15 protein-coding genes are annotated in these 18,938 nt (G+C 66.7%); 6 read left to right on the top strand and 9 right to left on the bottom strand.

Annotated features, from left to right (window positions below; all coding sequences use genetic code 11):
- Positions 1–24: 24 nt before the first annotated feature.
- The 7 genes from cobS to ACOGW9_RS13130 all read right to left on the bottom strand — a co-directional run bounded on the left by cobS (position 25) and on the right by ACOGW9_RS13130 (position 7,742).
- Positions 25–771 (bottom strand): adenosylcobinamide-GDP ribazoletransferase, encoded by a 747-nt coding sequence (gene cobS, locus ACOGW9_RS13160; protein WP_419911963.1) that lies wholly within the window; start codon positions 769–771, stop codon positions 25–27.
- A 25-nt stretch (positions 772–796) separates the two neighbouring features.
- On the bottom strand, positions 797–1,861 hold the full coding sequence (locus ACOGW9_RS13155; RefSeq protein ID WP_419911961.1) for a nicotinate-nucleotide--dimethylbenzimidazole phosphoribosyltransferase: 1,065 nt from the start codon (positions 1,859–1,861) through the stop codon (positions 797–799).
- Entirely contained in the window at positions 1,851–2,384 is a 534-nt protein-coding gene (gene cobU, locus ACOGW9_RS13150; RefSeq protein WP_419911959.1) for a bifunctional adenosylcobinamide kinase/adenosylcobinamide-phosphate guanylyltransferase, read from the bottom strand. Before cobU ends, ACOGW9_RS13155 begins: the two co-directional genes overlap by 11 nt.
- 24 nt (positions 2,385–2,408) lie before the next feature.
- Complete coding sequence (locus tag ACOGW9_RS13145) at positions 2,409–3,584, bottom strand: DUF1015 family protein (RefSeq protein WP_419911957.1); 1,176 nt, start codon at positions 3,582–3,584, stop codon at positions 2,409–2,411.
- Between the two features lie 133 nt (positions 3,585–3,717).
- Positions 3,718–4,914 carry a CaiB/BaiF CoA transferase family protein gene (locus ACOGW9_RS13140; protein ID WP_419911955.1) on the bottom strand — a complete coding sequence of 399 codons (1,197 nt, stop codon included), beginning with the start codon at positions 4,912–4,914 and terminating at the stop codon, positions 3,718–3,720.
- A 67-nt stretch (positions 4,915–4,981) separates the two neighbouring features.
- Positions 4,982–6,136 carry an amidohydrolase family protein gene (locus tag ACOGW9_RS13135; protein ID WP_419911953.1) on the bottom strand — a complete coding sequence of 385 codons (1,155 nt, stop codon included), beginning with the start codon at positions 6,134–6,136 and terminating at the stop codon, positions 4,982–4,984.
- A 31-nt stretch (positions 6,137–6,167) separates the two neighbouring features.
- Positions 6,168–7,742, bottom strand: coding sequence for a class I adenylate-forming enzyme family protein (locus tag ACOGW9_RS13130; protein ID WP_419911951.1), 1,575 nt, complete (start codon positions 7,740–7,742; stop codon positions 6,168–6,170).
- Positions 7,743–7,936: 194 nt separating this feature from the next.
- Here ACOGW9_RS13130 and ACOGW9_RS13125 point away from each other — a divergent pair, with 194 nt between their 5' ends.
- The 6 genes from ACOGW9_RS13125 to ACOGW9_RS13100 all read left to right on the top strand — a co-directional run bounded on the left by ACOGW9_RS13125 (position 7,937) and on the right by ACOGW9_RS13100 (position 16,187).
- Positions 7,937–9,325, top strand: coding sequence for a serine hydrolase domain-containing protein (locus tag ACOGW9_RS13125; RefSeq protein ID WP_419911949.1), 1,389 nt, complete (start codon positions 7,937–7,939; stop codon positions 9,323–9,325).
- An 81-nt stretch (positions 9,326–9,406) separates the two neighbouring features.
- Positions 9,407–12,058: a CaiB/BaiF CoA transferase family protein gene (locus tag ACOGW9_RS13120; protein ID WP_419911947.1), complete on the top strand. Its 2,652-nt coding sequence runs from the start codon at positions 9,407–9,409 to the stop codon at positions 12,056–12,058.
- A gap of 127 nt (positions 12,059–12,185) precedes the next feature.
- Positions 12,186–12,776 carry a disulfide bond formation protein DsbA gene (locus ACOGW9_RS13115; RefSeq protein WP_419911945.1) on the top strand — a complete coding sequence of 197 codons (591 nt, stop codon included), beginning with the start codon at positions 12,186–12,188 and terminating at the stop codon, positions 12,774–12,776.
- A gap of 25 nt (positions 12,777–12,801) precedes the next feature.
- Positions 12,802–13,974: an amidohydrolase family protein gene (locus tag ACOGW9_RS13110; protein WP_419911943.1), complete on the top strand. Its 1,173-nt coding sequence runs from the start codon at positions 12,802–12,804 to the stop codon at positions 13,972–13,974.
- Positions 13,975–14,424: 450 nt separating this feature from the next.
- Complete coding sequence (locus ACOGW9_RS13105; protein ID WP_419911941.1) at positions 14,425–15,717, top strand: ATP-binding protein; 1,293 nt, start codon at positions 14,425–14,427, stop codon at positions 15,715–15,717.
- 29 nt (positions 15,718–15,746) lie between these two features.
- Positions 15,747–16,187: an amidohydrolase family protein gene (locus ACOGW9_RS13100; protein WP_419911939.1), complete on the top strand. Its 441-nt coding sequence runs from the start codon at positions 15,747–15,749 to the stop codon at positions 16,185–16,187.
- 211 nt (positions 16,188–16,398) lie between these two features.
- Here the strand turns inward: ACOGW9_RS13100 and ACOGW9_RS13095 are convergent, their stop codons facing one another.
- Together ACOGW9_RS13095 and ACOGW9_RS13090 are read right to left on the bottom strand one after the other, a co-directional pair.
- On the bottom strand, positions 16,399–16,809 hold the full coding sequence (locus ACOGW9_RS13095) for a hypothetical protein (RefSeq protein WP_419911937.1): 411 nt from the start codon (positions 16,807–16,809) through the stop codon (positions 16,399–16,401).
- Between the two features lie 117 nt (positions 16,810–16,926).
- Positions 16,927–18,843, bottom strand: coding sequence for a DUF4328 domain-containing protein (locus ACOGW9_RS13090; protein WP_419911935.1), 1,917 nt, complete (start codon positions 18,841–18,843; stop codon positions 16,927–16,929).
- Between the last annotated feature and the right edge of the window lie 95 nt (positions 18,844–18,938).

The raw sequence follows: 18,938 nt of genomic DNA, 5'->3' as shown, positions 1-18,938 counted from the left end.
AGGGCGGGCTGTTCGGTCAGGACTCTACGTCCACAACCAGCCGAAGTCATCGAGCAGCCGCGACACCGCCACCAGCGCGGCCATCTGGCTGACCTGCGCTGTCGCACCTAGAACGTCGCCGGTCATGCCGCCGAATCGACGGTAGGCGATCAACCCCACCACCGCTGCCCCGCCTGTGGCTGCGCCGACGGCGAACACGCCTACCGGCCCGAGTGCAAACGCAACGCCGTAGCTGATCAGTAGCGAGAGCGCGCACGGCAGACCCCGCAGATGGGCGGTAGAGGAATGACCCAGACCTGAGCCAGCGGCCGCCGGTGTCGAGGCCATCACGGCAATCGCGAGCGCACGGCCGACCCCGTGTGCCAAGGCCATGGCAATCACGGCGTCGCGTGATGCCAGCGGCATGACGGCGAAGACCTGCACCAGGGTCGCCAGCACGAGCGCGAGCGTCCCGAAGGTCCCCAGCCTGGAGTCCTTCATGATCTCGCGGCGCTCCTCAGGCGTCGTGCCGCCGAGGGCGTCTGCCGCGTCGGCCAGGCCGTCCTCGTGGAAAGCACCGGTGACGACAACACCCGTGGCGACGGCCAGGATCGCCGCGAGCGGGGCGCCCAGCGGCTGCCACACAGCCCAGAACACCGCTCCGCTCAGGGCACCCACGATTGCTCCGACGAGCGGGAACCACGGCACGCTGCGCCCCAAGTCGCGCTCGGTCGGAGGGTGCGCTCCTCCGGGAAGCCGGGTCAGGAAGGCCCACGCATAACGCAGACTCACGCTGAGTCCCCTACGTTTCGCAGGCTCACGCCAGACCCCACTCGGCGAAGGTGGCGACATCGGTGACAGCGGCTGCGGCGATCCGCACGATTGGTACGGCAACCAACGCACCCGTGCCCTCTCCCAGCCGCAGATCCAAGCGCACGAGCGGCTCCAGCCCGAGCTGGTCCAGGAGCGCTCCATGGCCTGGCTCGGCGGAGCAATGGCCGGCGATGCAGTGGTCGAGGCTGCCCGGCGCAGCCAGTGCCAACGGCGCCGCGGCGGCCGTTCCGATGAAGCCGTCGAGGATCACGGGAATCGAGCGATGCCGCGCTGCCAACACCGCCCCGGCGATGGCCGCGAGCTCACGCCCGCCTGCTCGGCGCAGTGCTTCCAGCGGCGCGACGCTGCCCACCCGTTCCAGCACATCGCGCACCACAGCCCGCTTGTGATCGAGCGCTCCCCCCTGCACCCCGGTTCCTGGCCCCGTCCATCGTGCGGCGGCCTCTGCTGACGACATCGCGTCGTCGGCGAACAGCAGCCCGCAGACGGCAGCCGCGGCTGTGGTGTTGCCGATCCCCAGTTCTCCGAGCACCAGCAGGTCGGCCTGGTCATCGGTGACAGCGTGGTCGACAGCGAGTGCGCCTGTGTTGACGGCTGCATCGAACTCGTCGGCGCTCATCGCATCATGCGTGCGGATGTTGCCTGTGGGCATGCCCACGCCGACGTCGTCGCATCGCACTACTGCCCCGACTTGGCGGGCGACAGCCGTCACCGTGGCGACACCGCCGTCGACGGCGGCCACCATGGCAGCGGTCACGTCGGCGGGGTAGGCGCTCACGCCCTCTGTGGTCACTCCGTGGTCGGCTGCAAAGACGAGCACCGCCGGCTGTTCGACGGCGGGATCCGATGTGCGCTGCCAGCCCGCGAGCCATGCGGCGACCCGATCGAGCCGTTCGAACGCACCTGCGGGACGCAGCACCTGCGATGCCCGATCAGCCACGGCCTGCCGGGCAGCCTCATGGGGATCCGGCAAGTCGTCAAGCATCCGTTCCAGCAGGCTGCGGTCGCCTGAGCGAGCGCGTGGATGAGGCAGGGTCTCAGACGCCATCTCTGGGGTCCTGCAGTTCCAGCAGGCGACCGGCCACGACCAGATACGCCCGGTTCGCTGACGCGAAGACGGCTTGGTTCACCGACCCGAGCACATCCCTGTATGCCCTTCCCAGTGAGGTAGCCGGAACGATTCCCGAGCCGACCTCGTTGGTGACCACGATGGCCGTGCCGCTGCGCGCCCGCAGGCGCTCGCCCAAGTCGCCGGCCTCAGCGACAATCGAGCGAGTGCCAGCGGCATCCTCGGCCAGCATCCGGTTCGAGACCCACATCGACAAGCAATCGATGACGATCGTCGCCTCGGCGTCGACCTGCTCCACCGCGAGCGCTAGGTGGATCGGGGCCTCGGTAGTCGTCCACGACGCAGGCCGATCGGCCCGATGCCTCTCGATGCGTTCGGCCATCTCATCGTCACCGGCTTCGGCCGTCGCGATGAACGTCACCGGTGCGCCGGCCGACGTCGCGGCGCTCAACGCCGCTGTGGACTTCCCGCTGCGAGCACCCCCGGTGAACGCGATCAGCATGAGCGAAACAGGATCAGCGGCAGATCAGCAGCGAACCAGCAGCAACCCGGAGCGAGCCTTGGGCAAGAAGTACGTGGTCTTCGGCGGCATGACGCCGCCGAAGTCTGCAACTTCGAATACCGAATCGAGCGGCACCGGTGCCAGCAGGATCGTGACCGGTGCCGGAGCGGCGACGACGGTCGTGGGACGGTAGGTGAGCCTCGGATCCGAAGCGCTCTCCACACCGAAGATCTCGCCGAGCATGAAGTCGTGAACGAATGCGGCATCCAGCCGGGTCGCGGGGTTCTGGACGGGCGATGTGTCGTCGGCCGGTCCAGCGTGGCGCAGGCGTGCGCGGAACCAGTGCCCTGCCACGCCGACGCCGACCCATCCGGGCGCCCCCGGGCGCGCTGCGACGGCGTCAGAAACCTCTTTGACATCGCACCGAGTCCTCATCAGCTCCATGACGCGCCTGGGCATCATGTCGAGTTCGCTCAGCTCACGGTCAAAGCTGCCGAGGTGCAGCTCCTCGGTGGGTACGCACGCCACGAGGACGTGTGAGAAACCGGCCTGCCGGGCAGCTGCGACGCGATGGTGCCCGTCCACGATGTACAGCGGGCCGTCGAGGCCGACGCTGGCACCCTCGCCACCCCCGACGACAGCCGGCCACAGCGTGACCCGCGCACCGTCTGTGGTCTTGGTATCGAGCAGCGGCTCCAGCGGTGTGGACGCCCCGGCTGCGGCGAGGGTGGCCTCGATGACATCGGAGACCATCGTCAGCCGCGGTGCTGTGACGACCACGGGGCTCGACATGCGGCCGACCTCGGTGAAGTGCACGGCCAAGCCGTGCACCCGTCCAGGCTGGGTGTCCTCGTGCGGGCGCAGCTCATGGGAGGCGAGGCGCACGCCGCCCAGCAATGCGTGCTGGGCGTGGCCGTCAGCCTCCACGCACTGCACGTACAGGCTTGGCTCCCGGGCAGCGCCGAACACGCCCAGACCGATGAGCCGTTCGAGTGCCTGCGTGCTGCGTGTGGCGTGCTGCAGGTGCTCGCTGGGGTGGCCGAAGCTCTCCGGCGGCAATCCGGCCACATGGGCAAAGGAGTCGGGATTGTCGGCGAGGTGCTGCGCGTGCTCGTCCGGGGTGAGTGAGTCATACGGCGCGGGGATGACCGTCGGCGCCCACTCGGGTGTCAGAACACGAGCGCTGACCGGCTCGATCATCCGCTCTCCCTCCCCGCCGCACCGTCTCGTCCGTCCGTGATGCTGTATTCGGGACGCACGGCGACGCGGCGGATCGAAGTTATCTCACGCCCGGCCGTGGTCTCGACGCGCGGCCGTTGCCGGCCGGCACGCGTCAGGGGATGACACCTGCCTGCTTGAGCTGCTCGATGTCATCCCAGTCGTAACCGTGCTCGAGCAGGATCAGCTCGGTGTGCTGGCCGAGTTCGGGCGGCGGTCCGCCGGGTAACCACGCACTCTCGGAGAAATCCACCGGTGTCGCGACCATCTCGGTCGCACCGCCATCCGGCGTCGGCACCGTCACCCAGCAACCCGCAGCGTGGGCCTGGGGGTCGGACCGCATATCCAGCGTCGACTGCACGGGCGCCCACCAGACATTGTTGGCATCGAAGATCTCGCCCCACTCGGCGCGCGTGCGCGTTGCCATGACGGCGTCCATCTCCGCGGTGAGGGCGGCAGTGTTCTCGAGGCGGAGCACGATGTCGGCGAAGCGGGTGTCGTCCTCCCACTCCGGCCGATCCAGCGCGCGCACGACATACGGCCAGTGGCGGTCGCCTTCGAGGCCCAGCATCCAGAGCCACTCGCCGTCCCCGCAGCGGTAGCAGTTGATGAGCGGGTTGGGCGGGCTGTCGCGTCCCCACGCCTCGGTCTCGGTGCCGGTCATGGCGGTGACGTTGTGATCCCAGCCCAGCAGGTAGGTGCCCAGTCGCAGCAGCGACGACTCCACCAGTTGGCCCTTGCCGGTGCTGGTGCGGTGGAACAGGGCGGCCGCAACCCCGGCCGCTGCCGCCAGCCCGGTCATGTGGTCGCCCATGCCGCCGCGCTGGTACGGCAGCTCGGCATCTTCGGGGGTCAGCGACCTGACGATCCCTGCTCGGGACCAGAACGCGCCCACGTCATAGGTGTGGCGATCGCGCTCATCGCCTCGCAGCGAGAGGCCCGTGACGCTGGCGTAGATCAGGCGCGGGTAGCGCTCTGCGAGCGACGGATAGTCGAGACCCATCCGTTCGAGCCCGCCGGGCCGGATGTTGGACAGGAAGACGTCGGCTTCGGCCAGCAGGGCGTGCAACGCGTCGAGCCCCTCCGGCTGCCGCAAGTCCAACGCAATGCTGCGCTTGCCGCGGTTGTCGAGATCGAATGGCGGGTTGCCGTCGCCCTGATACAGCCAGTCCAGCGAACGGAACGGGTCGCCGTCTGGTGTTTCCACCTTGACGACGTCGGCACCCCAGTCAGCCAGGATCCCGCCACAGGCGGGTCCAGCGATCCACACGCCCAACTCGACGACGCGGATGCCCTCCATCGGCCCGGCCATCGGTCCTCCCCCTGCTCATGGCGTGTCGATTGCTCCGTGCCGCCACAGCACCGAGGCGGCAGGGTACTCAGCGGCCTGCGCCACTTCGCCAGCACAGTCGGCGAGCGGTCTCGGCGTCGATGCGCTCGGCGGGAGCGAGGTCACGGCCCGTGGCCGCTTCTATCCACTCGGCGGGATCAGGGGGCACCGTCGGAGCGTCGGAGGACAGCGTGACGCAGATGCCACGTCGCAGCAGGCTGCCGAGCGGCCACAGCCACTCCTGTTCGGTCGGCGAGAGTTGTTCGCGGTACTTCTGCGCGCGCCGGGTCACGAAGCTGGGCTGGGTCACGACCTTGACGCCGAGCTGGGCGATGCGGTCGAGCTGCTCGGGCAACGCCAGCGCGCAGTGCTCAATGCGATCGGACTCAACCGCAGGGCCGGGCAGCGGGTGTGCTTCGAGCGCATCCAGGGTGGCATCGAGCGTATCGATGTCCATCACGTGGATCGCCACGGGAAAGCCGTGTGCACGCGCCTCCGCCACCAACGCGGCAATCGCGCTGTCGTCGTCGTGCGGCGGCATCACCTTGGCGTGCCCAATGCGCACGCTGCCGGGTCCGCCCTTCGCTGCCTCGGCACCCTGCACCGCTGTCCCGAACCCCCGATCGCCCAGCGATGCCAGCCGGCCCGCGCCCACCATCGCCGTGATCGACACCGTCGGCACGGCCGCAGCCGCATCCGCGAGCAGCTCCAGCGCTTCGAGATCGTTGGTGTGGGTCGCATCGGTGCAGATGGTGATGTTTGCTTCAGCCAGATCGGCCAGCACCGCTGCTACGCCCGACACAGTCTCGGCGCGATCGGATCGGGGCACCCCAGCGAGCACGTCCTGGCGCTCGATGAGCAGCTCGCCGCCCGCGAGGCCGAGAGCCCGGCCGGCGGCGGTGTTCACCAGTGCCACATGGCCGGTGATGTGGTGCAGCACGGCGGGAACGTCCTGGGCGGCAGCGTCCAGCTCGGCCACCGTGGGATGACGGCGCTCGTCGAGCAACGCATCGTCGTAGCCCCACGCCCGCAGCCACGATCCGGGGCCGCCGGCCGCTGCCTGCTCACGGGCGCCCTGGCGGATCAGCGACAGCAGCCCGCCCACCGACGTCGCAGCCCGGACGTCGGACGATCGGCGTGCCGCAGCGCACGCCAGCAGGTGCAGATGATCGTCGCAGTACCCGGCAAGCTGAGCGGCGCTCACGCGGACTCAGCCCCGCACGCCAAACCCAGCCTCAGACGCCGAGCTCGTCGAGCATCGGGATGAGCTGGCGGCGCAGCAGCTTGCCGGTTGACGTGCGCGGCAGCTCGTCCATGAGGTGCACGAACTCGGGGCGCTTGAACGGGGCCAGCCGCTCGCGTGCGTGCGCAACCAGGTCCTCGCCCGAGGTCGGCGCATCGTCACGCACCACCGCGGCGGCAGCCACCCGCTCGCCCCACTCCTCGCTCGGCAGGCCCACCACTGCGGCCTCCAGCACATCGGGGTGGTCGTAGAGCACCGCCTCGACCTCGTCGGGCAGCACGTTCTCGCCGCCCCTGATGATCATGTCGCCGGTCCGGCCATGCAAGAACAGGTAGTCATCGTCGTCGAGGTAGCCGAGGTCGCCGGTGTGCACCCAGCCCTCGTCGTCGATGGTGACCCGGGTCTTCTCGTCCTGGCCCCAGTAGCCGTCCATCGCTCGGTCGGTCCACAGCTGCACCTCGCCGATCACGCCGGGCTCGACCGGCTCGCCGCTGTCGGCGTCCACGATGCGCACCTGCACGTCCTCGAGCACTTGGCCTACCGACGAGAGCCGGTGCAGCTTGCGTTCCTGCTCTTCGGGCGTGCCGTCGATGCGGTGGTCGTCGGGATCCAAAACGGCCACTGTCGAGGTTGTCTCGGTCTGGCCGTAGGCCCCCGCGAACGACACGTTGGGCGGGAATGCGTCGATCGCATGGCGGATGACCGACGGCGGCATCGGTGCCGCGCCGTAGGTGACCGCCTCGAGGCTGGTGAACGCGTCTGGTGAGAAGTTCGATGCGTGCAGCACCCGGGCCAGCATGGTGGGCACCAGGAACGCGTGGGTGACGTCGTGGCGCTGGATGCACTCGATCCACGACTCGGCCTGGAACTGCGGCAGCAGCACCACCACACGCCCGCTGTAGAGCGCGTTCAGCATCGAGGTCAACCCGGCGATGTGGTACAGCGGCGCTGCCACTGCCATGCGGCCCATGTCCTCGCCGGTGGCGGCGTCGTTGGTGCCCATGACGTACCCGGTGATGGCGCCGTTGGTCAGCTTGACGCCCTTGGGCATCGCCGTCGTTCCGCTGGTGTACAGCAACGTGCACAGCCCGTCGAACTCGACGTCCTCGGGGACTGGCAGCTCGAAGGACTCGTCCCGAGCAGCAGCGAACGAATCCGGGTCGTCCAGCACGTAGACGTGCTCGAGATCGTCGGGCTTGTTCTCGTAGATGAGATCGAGGTAGCGCGACTCGGTGAACAGCACGCTGATGCCGCTGTCGCTGAGCAGGTGCGCTGTCTCCTCCTGGCCGGCCCGGAAGTTCATCGGCACGACCGAAGCGCCGCAGAACGCACCGCCGAAGATGGCCTCGACGCACTCGACGCTGTTGGTGGCAAAGATGCCGACCCGGTCGCCGACGCCGACGCCGAGCGTGGTCAGCATCCCGGCCACCCGTCCCACGTTGTCGAGCAGCTCCTGATAGGTGACCTCGCGGGCAGTGCCGCCGCCGGCCTCCGTCGAGGTGTCGATCAGGATGACCTGTTCTCCGGCGATGGTCGCCGGCATGAAGAGCAGCATTCCCAGATTCACGTCGATCCCCTATTCCGTGAGGCCTCGCGGCCCGTCTCCGCAGAGTCAACGGCGGATATTCGCAGAATGTTGCTGCCAGCGCACTCGCAGGGGCGCAAGCGGCGACACAGTCTGCCCACGACGGGTGCCGGATGACTCGCCTGGATGCGGGATCCTGGCTCAGAATCGCCTGCTTCGGGCCATACGCTGCGCGCATGAAGCGACTCGCATCGGCCTTGCTGGCGCTCAGCCTGCTGGCGGCCGCCTGCAGCAGCGCCGATGAAGCGGCACCGACCAGTACCGCCCCGCCTCCGGTTGCCACCGAGGCACCGGCGCCGACGACCGCTGCCCCGGCGCCCACGACTGCCGCCCTGCCTCCGGCAACCACCGAGGCACCGCCTGCCACTACCGCCGTTCCGACCACGACAGCTGCGCCGCAGGACGAGTCGGACGGCGAGTCTGACAGCGAGTCCGGCGACGAGCCCGAACCCGATGCCGAGCCGGCAGGCCCGCTCGGCGCCGCGATCGGGGACTGGATGGACCGCACCGGGGCGCCCGGCATCGTGCTGGGAATCACGCGTGGCGGTGCCGAGCCCATGACCTTCGCCTGGGGCGTCAGCGACATCGCGACAGGCGCCCCCATGACGGTCGATCACCATGTGCGCATCGGTTCGGTCACCAAGTCGGTCACCGCTGCCGTCGTGCTGCAGCTCGTTTCCGAAGGTCTGGTCGAGCTCGACGCGCCGGTTGCGCAGTACCTGGGCGAGGGCTGGGCACCGGGGTACGAACACGCCGCCGCAGTCACCGTGCGTGATCTGCTCGGGCACACCTCGGGCTTTGTCGAGTACGCGTTTGACGTCAGCTTCTACCAACTCGCAGCGCCCAGGCTGGGCGAGCAGATCTCACCAGAGGAGATCTTGGAGTTCGCCGCCGAGTACGGACCCGTGGCTGAACTGGGCACCGAGTTCCACTACAACACCACTGGCTATCTCGCTGCGGGGTTGTTGATCGAGGCGGTCACCGGCAACACCGCAGCCGTGGAGCTGCGGGCTCGCGTGTTCGAGCCGCTCGGTCTTGAGCACACGTACCTGACGCCCGAGGAGTTCCCGCCCGAGCCGACGGCCAATGGGTACGTCGGCGGGACGATCGGCTACCTGATGGGGCCGCTGCTGGGGCTCACCACCGACAACCAGATCACCCACAACGACGCCATCTTCGTGGACATCGGCACCGTGCCGAGCGACTTCGCCCGTTCCGCGGGATGGACCGGCGGCGGCATCGAAGCGCAGATCGGCGATGTGGCGCTGCTGATCCGGGGACTCTTCGCGACCGACATCCTCGATGAGGACCAAGTCGCTCTCATGACTGCGGGCCACCCGGATCCCGCCAACAGCTACGGCCTCGGCATCTCGACCGATGAGATTCTCGGTCTGACCATCTACACCCATGGGGGCGGCGTGCCGGGCTTTCGCACCATTGCGGCCTACGCGCCCGCATTCGACCTCGGCATCGCCCTCACGACCAACCTGCTGGGCCTGGAAGGTGACGACGATGTCGGGCCGCTGCTGGAATCGCTGGCACCGATCCTGGCAGCCACGAACTGACGGGGCCGGCAAGCCGCTCGAGGTCATCGGCCATACTCTCCCCGTCAGGATGGGTCCTCGGAGCCGGTCAGGGGGGCAGCGGTGAGTCAATTGTTTGCTGGCGTCCGGGTGCTGGAGCTCGCATCGGGGATCTCAGGTCCGTACTTGGGGAAGCTCTTCGCCGACCACGGCGCCGATGTCATCAAGGTCGAGCCGCCCAGCGGGGACCCGGCCCGCCGTCATGGCCCGTGGGGCGAGTCCGCGACGCCGCCCCGAGGTGCCGACAGCCTTGAGCGGTCACCGCTCTTCTTGCACCTGAACACCAACAAGCGCAGCGTGATCGCCGACATCGGCAGCGATGCGCCGAGCGCAGATGACACCGAATTCGTCCGCTCGCTTGTTGCCGAGTCCGACATCGTGATCGAGGCGTTCGCTCCCGGTCATCTCGATGCCGTCGGGCTGGGCTACGACACCATGTGCGGTCTGCGGCCGGGCATCGTCCTCACCTCGATCACACCGTTCGGCCAGACCGGTCCCTATGCCGAGGCCGGCTATCGGGGCAGCGACATCGTCACCTATGCCATGGGCGGCCCGATGTGGGGCACCGGCATCGAGGAGCGCGAACCGATCAAGCTCAGCGGCGACGTCACCTCCTACCAGGTGGGCAACCTGGCGGCGGTGCCGACGCTGGCGGCGTACCAGATGAGCCGTCGCAGCGGCCGCTCATTCCACATCGACGTGGCGGCGTTCGAAGCGCAGGCGGGCACGATCGACCGCCGCACGTCCTACCTGCTGTACCAGGCGTACACGGGCGACGACGTAGCCCGCGAGCCCCGGCAGCCGCAGCGCGCGTCGCCCATCGGTTTCTATCCGGTGATCGACGGCTGGGCGCTCGTGTTCACGCTGCCGGCCTGGGTTCCCCGGATGGTGCAGACGCTGGTTGCGGCCGGGCTCGGGCTGGGATCCGACGACGAGCCGTCGCTGGCCGATCGTTTCGCCGATCCCGCCTGGATGCTCGACGAGGGTCTTCCCGAGGCGGTGGAGTCGGCGCTGTACCCGTGGCTGCTCAGCCACACGCGGGCCGATATCGCAGCGTCTGCGCAGGTCAACAAGTGGGCGGTGATGCCGCTGAATGCGCCGCTGGATGTGCTCGACGACCCGCACTTCGCCGCTCGTGAGTTCTTCCAGCCCACCGAGCACACCGCAGCCGGCACGGTCAACCAGCTCGCTGCACCGTTCCGGCTGCACGCCGGCGGGAGTTCGCCCAACGGCGCGCTGCCAGCGCCGCCGCGGCCGGCACCGCTGCTCGGCCAGCACGACGCCGGGGTGCGCGCTGCCGCACGCGAACCAGCCGCAGCGGCGGCCCGCGACGGCGAACCGGCGACGCAGGGGTCTCCCCGACTCCCGCTCAGCGGCATCCGGGTGCTGGACCTCACGGTGGTGTGGGCCGGACCCGGCTGCACCATGTACCTCTCCGATCTCGGCGCCGAGGTGATCCGGGTGGACAACCCCTACGTGTTCCCGACCGCCACCCGGGGCCACATGGTGCGCCCGCCAGCCGCTCTCGTGCCTGAGCTGGGCCCGCTGTCGGGCTACCCCAACAACGACCCGGGCCGCCGGCCGTGGAACCGCCACAACATGTTCAGCTCGCACGGCCGCGGCAAGCTGAGCTGCACGCTCGATGCCCGCACTGAGCTGGGGCGCGAGACCATGCTGCGCCTCGTGCGCGAGGTGGACGTGATCGTCGAGAACAACTCGCTAGGCGTGCTGCCGAAGCTGGGCCTCGACTGGGACACGGTGCACGCCACCAATCCCCGTGCCGTCATGCTGCGCATGCCGCCGATGGGCATCGACGGCCCCTACAGCGACTACCTGGGCTTCGGCGCCAACTTCGAGGCGCTGTGTGGACTGACCGGCTTGCGCGGCTATGCCGACGACGACCCCACCAGCCTCACCTCGGTGTTCCACATGGACCCCGCCAGCGCCGCCACCGCGGCCTTCTCGGTGCTGGCGGTGCTGGGTCGGCGCGACGGCATAGACGGTGCGGGCGGTACCGGGGTCGGAGAGCTGATCGAGTTCTCCCAGGCCGAGAACGTGATGCAGCACATCGGCGAGTACTTCATCGACGCTGCTGCCAACGGCACCCGTCACCAGCCGCTGGGAAATCGCTCGGTGGCCCGGGCACCGCAGGGCTGCTACCGCTGTGCGACCGATCCCGCTCGGCCCGGCCACAACGACGAATGGGCGGTGATCGCGTGCGAGACCGACGCCGACTGGGCAGCGCTGGCCGGCCTGCTGGATCGTGACCGGCCCAACGGCACGCCGGTGATGGGCGGCGACGAGCGCTTGGCCACGCTTGCGGGCCGCCATGCCCACCACGACGAGATCGACGAACGGATCAGCGCCTGGACCCAGCAGCGCACCTCGACCGAGGTGTTCCACCAGTGCCAGCAGGCCGGGGTGCCTGCGGGACCGGTGCTGCGCGAGTCGCAGCTGCGCGCCGACCCGCAGATGGGCGATCGCTGCTGGTTCCGCCAGAACGGCTCCGTCGAGCAGGGCTGGCACAGCTTCCCCGGACGCCAGTGGCGCTGGGACGGTCCCGAGATGCCGTGGCGCACCATCGGCATACTGGGCGACGCCAACGAGTACGTGTACCGGCAGGTTCTCGGGCTCGACGACGCTGAGTGGCAGGCGCTGTGCGACGAGGGCCACGTCACCCGCGACTACCTGAACGCCGACGGCACCTCGATGTAGGGGCGCATGAGGGTCGGCCCGGATGGAGGACTCTCGTCGCAGATAGATTGCCCGCATGTCAACTGACACGGGAACCGAAGCCGCCGAGATCGAGTTCTGGGTAGACCCCATCTGACCTTGGTGCTGGGTGACGGCCAGGTGGGTCGTCGATGATGTCGCTTCCGAGCGCAACCTGAAGGTGAAGTGGCAGCCGATCAGCCTGCTTTTCAAGAACGAGCCCCCCACGGACAGCCCCTACTACGACGCAGTGGTCGGCACGCACGGCCAACTGCGGGTCATGGAATCGATCCGGGCCGCCGAGGGCGACGATGCCGTGTTCGGCGTGTACTGGGATTTCGCGAGCCGCATCCACCACGACGGCGACCGTGACTTCGACATCGCAAAGGCGCTCGAGGAGCTGGGCATCGATCCCGAGCACGCCAAGGCAGCCAACGACGAGAAGTGGGACGACGAGATCCGCACCCGCATGGACGAGGGGTTGGCGCTGGTAGGCACCGATGTCGGCACGCCGATCATCGCCCTCAACCGCAGCGACGGCGAGCGCGTGGGCATCTTCGGTCCCGTGATCACCCGCGCACCCAAGGGCGAGGAGGCCCTGAAGCTGTGGGACGGCATGGTGGCCATGATGGACATCGACGGCTTCTGGGAGCTGAAGAAGACCCGCACCGAGCGGCCCGAGTTCGGCGAACGCCCGGTCACCGTGCCGCCGGTCGGCTGAGGTTCCCCGAACAGGATCTAGGTCGATGAGCGGCACGATTCTCGACGACCTAAAGATCATCGATACCGACAGCCACTGGTCCGAGCCGTACGACCTGTGGACGTCGCGGGCACCCGCGAAGTACCGCGATCGTGTGCCGCGCATGGCCGAGCGCGATGGCAAGCGGCGTTGGTGGTTCGACGACTCGATTCCGATTGGGCTGCCGATCGCCTCATCGGTCGTGGATCCCGATGGGCAGAAGGTCACCGGCACGGTGTTCTTCGATTTCGACAACGAGATGGTGCACCGCGCCAGCTACGACGCCGAGGCTCGGGTTGCCATGCTCGACGAGCTCGGCCTCGATGCTCAGATCATGTACCCGAACGTGGCCGGCTTCGGCAACCAGAACTTCCTGAAGTCGCCCGACGATGCCCTGCGGCTCGTCTCGGTGGAGATCTACAACGACGCCCTCGCTGAGTTCCAGGAAGCCAGCAACCAGCGGGTCTTCGGCATGGCACTGCTGCCGTGGTGGGACCTCGACGCTGCGGTGCGCGAGATCGAGCGCTGCCACGCCAACGGCCTGCGCGGCATCGTGACGTGCTCCAATCCGGAGGAGGCCGGGCTGCCCGACATGGCGATGCCGCACTGGGATCCGGTGTGGCAGGTGTGCTCAGACCTCGCGATGCCGGTCAACTTCCACATCGGCTCGTCCAAGGGGAACCTCGACTACTACGGCAAGGCACCGTGGCCGTCGTTCGGCCCCGAGCGAAGGCTTGCGGTGGGCTCGGCGAACCTGTTCATGGGCAACGCCCGGGTCGTCGGCAACATGATCTACTCAGGCGTGCCCGAGCGCTTCCCGGACGTGAAGTTCGTCTCGGTCGAGAGCGGTGTCGGCTGGCTGCCGTTCTTCCTCGAAGTGCTCGACCACCAGATGGCTGAGACAGCACCGAACGAGCTGGCGGAGCTCTCGATGCTGCCCTCCGACTACTTCCGCCGCCAGTTCTACGGCTGTTTCTGGTTCGAACGCTCAACAGTGCGCCCCACCCTCGAATACGTAGGCGCCCAGTCACTCATGTTCGAGACCGACTTCCCCCACCCCACCTGCTTGTACCCCCGCGACGACCACGACCTTGCCAAAGCTCTCGAAGGAATCTCCCACGCCGACATCGAGCGAATCATGTCCCTCAACGCCGCAGAGCTCTACCGCATCGACATCTGAGCTGCATTCGCACCTGTCAACCTCTCGGTCGACACTGCTCCCCAGATGCCCAGGTCAGATGACTCCAGCGGTGGCAGTGGCGGTGACAGTCTCCGACATGATGATGATCTCGGGTTCTGTGCCGGTTAGGTCGGCGGCCGCTCACATCGTGGCCTCGAGTAAGGCGAGCGTCGCGGCGTTGGCGAAACAGGCGCACTCGTCGATGTCGCCCTCGGCCAACTAGTCCCCGCTGTCGCCATTGTCCCTGGCAACTACGACCTGTGCCATGTCGTGCTCTCGGTCGGACTACTTGGAGAAACGACTCAATCTCATCCTCAGTCGGTCCGACCCACTCGACCAGCACCGCCCGCGAGCGTTTGGGCTTCATCGGTATGCTAACTGCCACTTTGTTGGCTTATGAACTGCCACTTTGTTGGCTTATCATCTAGGCATGGCAGTTTGGAGGCACCCATGACCGATGTCGGGGATGCCGCCGGGTTGGCACCGGACGGTTATCGGCCTCGGGTGGTGGACGAGGAACTGCGCACGGCGCTGCGGGTGATGCCCGCGGTGGTGGTGGAGGGGCCGCGTGCGTGCGGCAAGACATGGACGGGCCGGCGGTTCGCCGGCAGCGCGGTGTTTGTCGATGAGAGCGTCGACTCGTCGCTGGCGGCAGGGATGAGCGCAGCGTCGCTGCTGGACGGTCCGGTGCCGCGCCTGGTGGATGAGTGGCAGCTCGCCCCGGGGATCTGGAACGCGATGCGGCGAGCGTGCGATGCGCGTGGTCTGCCTGGCCAGTTCATCCTGACGGGTTCGGCTGACCCGCCAGATGACGTCACTCGCCATTCGGGGGCGGGACGGGTGATGCGGGTGCGGATGCGCCCGATGAGCCTGCACGAAAGCGGCGATTCGAATGGCACAGTGTCGCTGCGCGGGCTGCTCGAAGGCGAGCCGTGCCGAGCCGCCGACGCCGGGCATGACCTCGCCGAGGTGCTCGCGCTGGGGTGCCGGGGCGGCTGGCCGCAGATGCTCGACGCAGACCTCGACCTCGCCGTCCGGGCGCACAGCGCCTACTTGGGCGAGATCAGCCGCACCGACGTGTCGCGTGTGGACGGCGTGCAGCGCGACCCAGTGCGCGTCGGCCGGCTGCTGAACTCAGTCGCCCGCAACGTAGCCACCGAGGTCCGCCACACAGTGCTCGCCGCCGACACTGCCGCGCCTGGCGAGCCGCCGGTCGAGCGTCGCACCGTCGCCGGCTACCTGGCCGCGCTCGCCCGCCTGTTCGTGGTGGAGGAGATACCCGCATGGCGGCCCCACATCGCCTCGCGGGCACAAGCGCGCCGCTCGCCAAAGCTCATGCTCTGCGACCCCTCGCTCACCGCCGCCGCGCTCGGCATCGGCACTGAGCATCTGCTGGCCGATCTCGCTTTCGCGGGGCGGTTCTTCGAGTCGCTGGTGCTGCGGGACCTGCTGGTGTACGCCCAAGCCAACCGCTGCGCGCTGTCGCACTACCGCGACAGCCACCACCTCGAAGCCGACGCCATCGTCGAGCACACCGACGGACGCTGGGCGGCGCTCGAGATCAAGCTCGGCGGCGCGCAGGCCATCGACCACGCCGCCAAGAACCTGCTGCGACTCCGCGACAGGATCGACCAGTCCCGCACCGGACCGCTCGCCCGGCTCGCCGTCATCACCGCCACCGGCTACGCCTACGAGCGCCCCGACGGCATCGCCGTGGTGCCCGTCACTGCGCTCGCCCCCTGACCCGACCCCAAGCAGGCCGGAGGCTCGCGGTGGGCTCGGCGAACCTGTTCATGGGCAACGCCCGGGTCGTCGGCAACATGATCTACTCCGGCGTGCCCGAGCGCTTCCCAGACGTGAAGTTCGTCTCCGTGGAGAGCGGGGTCGGCTGGCTGCCGTTCTTCCTCGAAGTGCTCGACCACCAGATGGCTGAGACAGCGCCGAACGAGCTGGCCGAGCTGTCGATGCTGCCTTCGGACTACTTCCGCCGCCAGTTCTACGGCTGCTTCTGGTTCGAACGCTCAACGGTGCGCCCCACCCTCGAGTACGTAGGCGCCCAATCCCTCATGTTCGAGACCGACTTCCCCCACCCCACCTGCCTGTACCCCCGCGACGACCACAACCTGGCCAAAGCACTCGAAGGCATCCCACGCGACGACGTCGAGCGCATCATGTCCCTCAACGCCGCCAACCTCTACCGCATCAACATCTGACGCTCGCCCGCGCCGGTCAACTTCGTAGTCGACACTGCATTCAAAAGACCCAAGTCAGATGAACTCAGGCGCAGACACCCTTCGCTCGGAGGAGGTCCCTCGCGGCCGCATCCACGGCGTCTCGAGCCTGCCGAGCCAAGTCGTAGGTCGAATCGTCAAGGTTCGTAACGACTCCCGATGGAGCATTCGCCGCACATTAGTGTCGGTGTGTTCATTTGAACTGCCAGCCCGCGATAGGCCCCACATCTAAGCTGCAACGCAAACCAAATCTGTCTACGACGAATTCGAAGATGTGTATTCCTTCGATGTATGCCGCGACGAGCATGGCAACATTAGATATGTACCGGCATCCCCCGAACTCGGATGACAAGGCTTCAGCTTGACGCGCCCACCAGTGGGCGCTAGCACCATTCCTCGTGCGGCGCGATACCAACCGCAATGTTGTGATACTAAACACGACCGATTCTCGGAAGCCGTCGCTGTCATATTCTTCACCGCCCGGTAATGGGTAACGAGTCAGGTCGTACGTAGCAACTGCTTCAGCAATACGAGCGCTCAGATCAGTGGTCGCTGCAACTTCGTTGAGCGTCTGGCGATAGGCAGCCGCGTCCGGGACCGTCATGTTACGAGTGCTTGTGCTACTGGGCGTTGCCTGTTTTGTTCCATGTGAAGCGCTTTCACAGTAGCCTCTATTCCGGGAATTGCAGCTGAATGGTCATGGCTCGTTTCCATCAGATGCTCATGGTCCTGTCCCTTGCAGCGCCTCACGGATCGTGCGCCCCGCATTCAGCCGCTCAATTGCCTCAGCCCCAAATGGATCCGCCTGCTCAGCGAATTCGCCAGCCCGAGCAACCGGGTCAAGCGACGGCCCAGTCAAACCAGCACGCTGCGCCGCGTGAATCTCGTTCACGAATGACTGCTGTTCCCGCGACGACGCTCTCCTGCCAACACGCAACTGAAACTGCTGATCCAACACGGACCGCAGGTACGCCGGATCAATCAAGTTGATCTGCGGGCCATTGAGCTGGGCAACTTCAGAGCGCGCTTCCAAGCTCTCGATCAGTGACGACACAGCCTGCGCATCCGCGCCTGATACCTTCCCAAGCTGCGATGGTGCGAAAGACCCGCTTGTATCCCCCGCTTGGATCGACAAGCGAGCTGCCTTGAATGACTCCTGTATCAGCTGCTCATCCAATTTGAACTGCAAGGCCATTTCGCGAGTGCCCGCCTGCCGCGCGGTCAAAGCCTCCATGAATTCCTCATGAGTCCAGTCGTCAATGACATCCTCGCCAACCAAAGCAAGCATCCTGTACCTCAGACGGGCCTTTGCTACTCGGTCCAATGACCGAACGTACTCGCGCTCATCTGCTTCATTGAACTCGTACTGCTCAGGAACGTCGCGAGTCGCGGCAGGCGCCGTGGTGACTACTGTGTTACTCAGGCATGCAACTCTGTCGTCGTCGTAGTCGACATAGGATTCCGTAGGCGCCGGGCATTGGTCCGGGTCCGATGTGTTCGCGATGACATGACCGTTCACCCGATCCGAAGCACAGTCAACGGGTTCGACCAGATCGCCTTCAAACGTCACACAAGCGCCGACTTGCCAAGCGTCCGCCACTTCGTAGCTCCAGTCGTCAATACAAGCAAAGCGGCCCGTATCGATCTCAAGCCCCAGATCAGCAACCAGGGGACAATGATCGATGTCTGCTACCACTGCGACCACATCACCACCGGCAATCGTGGAAGAGCACTGCACCTTTCTGACCGTGTCAACGTGAGGAGGGATTGCAACGCAATCGCTTACAGACCACGAGTTGTCTTGGGGTGCATCGGGATTGGCGCTTGTTGGTCCCCCGGTTGCTGCCTCAGTAACTGTTGTCGTTGCCGTCGCACTAGGCGCGCGGTCGCCGAGTCCGCTGAACCCAGTAATGATGCTCCAAACAAGCAACACGACCAGAATAAGCCCGAGATATGCGAGTCCGATCAGTTTTGCTAACCGCAACAGACGTGGTGGTCTCTGGAGTATCGCGCCGTGCCAGGAACGATCACGGTTTCTTGGATCATGCATATTCGATATGGCGCGAATCACTACGAACGTCAGCACAGAAACGACACAAAACAGGAGCTCGCCTGCGGCACTCAATGCGTCGCTACGGACAGCGGATTCGATCCCAGCGACAGTCCAGTCAGAAAGGTAGGGGCTTGGCCTCCATTGCTCTGCCAATCTGGGTGCTGCCATCGCGATCCAGAATCCAAAGAAGCAGACAGCCCACATGATGCTGAGGGACTTCCGATTCCACTTCCGGGACAAGTCTTGCGGACTATGTCGAAAAGCGGCTCGTACGACGAGATATGGAACGAAGAACCACATTATTGGGACGAACCAACCCCACGCGGCCCATCCCGGCCCCCATGTGGTTGTTTCTCCCCAAGATCGCAGATTCTTAGTTGCGCGGCGTGACCAAACTGCCAGCAGAATGGCACCGGGGAGTAGAGCAATGCTCAGAGGAGTCCAATCGGCCAGAAGGCCCTCTGCTTGATCTAAGGCGGCTAGATCAGGATTAAGGCCAGCCGAGTAATCGCGAAACCACTGAGCGCGACTCTGGTGAGCTGCGAAAAAGCTGAGGCGCAATATGGCGTGGATCGCGAACAGCACGGTTATCCACGTAGACAACCGGCGCAACCTTGCAGCCGGCAATCTTGCCGAATCTGTCAACGTCGGCTCGGAATCCGAGGAATTGTGAGCCACGG

The organism is Candidatus Poriferisodalis sp. (assembly GCF_965203655.1).
Classification (GTDB): domain Bacteria; phylum Actinomycetota; class Acidimicrobiia; order Acidimicrobiales; family Poriferisodalaceae; genus Poriferisodalis.
This window is presented reverse-complemented; position numbering and strand designations above follow the sequence as displayed.

Coding starts and splice junctions, on each gene's coding strand:
- ACOGW9_RS13155 (WP_419911961.1), bottom strand. CDS start 1,861: ATGGCGTCTGAGACCCTGCCTCATCCACGCGCTCGCTCAGGCGACCGC.
- cobU (WP_419911959.1), bottom strand. CDS start 2,384: ATGCTGATCGCGTTCACCGGGGGTGCTCGCAGCGGGAAGTCCACAGCG.
- ACOGW9_RS13145 (WP_419911957.1), bottom strand. CDS start 3,584: ATGATCGAGCCGGTCAGCGCTCGTGTTCTGACACCCGAGTGGGCGCCG.
- ACOGW9_RS13140 (WP_419911955.1), bottom strand. CDS start 4,914: ATGGCCGGGCCGATGGAGGGCATCCGCGTCGTCGAGTTGGGCGTGTGG.
- ACOGW9_RS13125 (WP_419911949.1), top strand. CDS start 7,937: ATGAAGCGACTCGCATCGGCCTTGCTGGCGCTCAGCCTGCTGGCGGCC.
- ACOGW9_RS13110 (WP_419911943.1), top strand. CDS start 12,802: ATGAGCGGCACGATTCTCGACGACCTAAAGATCATCGATACCGACAGC.
- ACOGW9_RS13105 (WP_419911941.1), top strand. CDS start 14,425: ATGACCGATGTCGGGGATGCCGCCGGGTTGGCACCGGACGGTTATCGG.
- ACOGW9_RS13095 (WP_419911937.1), bottom strand. CDS start 16,809: ATGACGGTCCCGGACGCGGCTGCCTATCGCCAGACGCTCAACGAAGTT.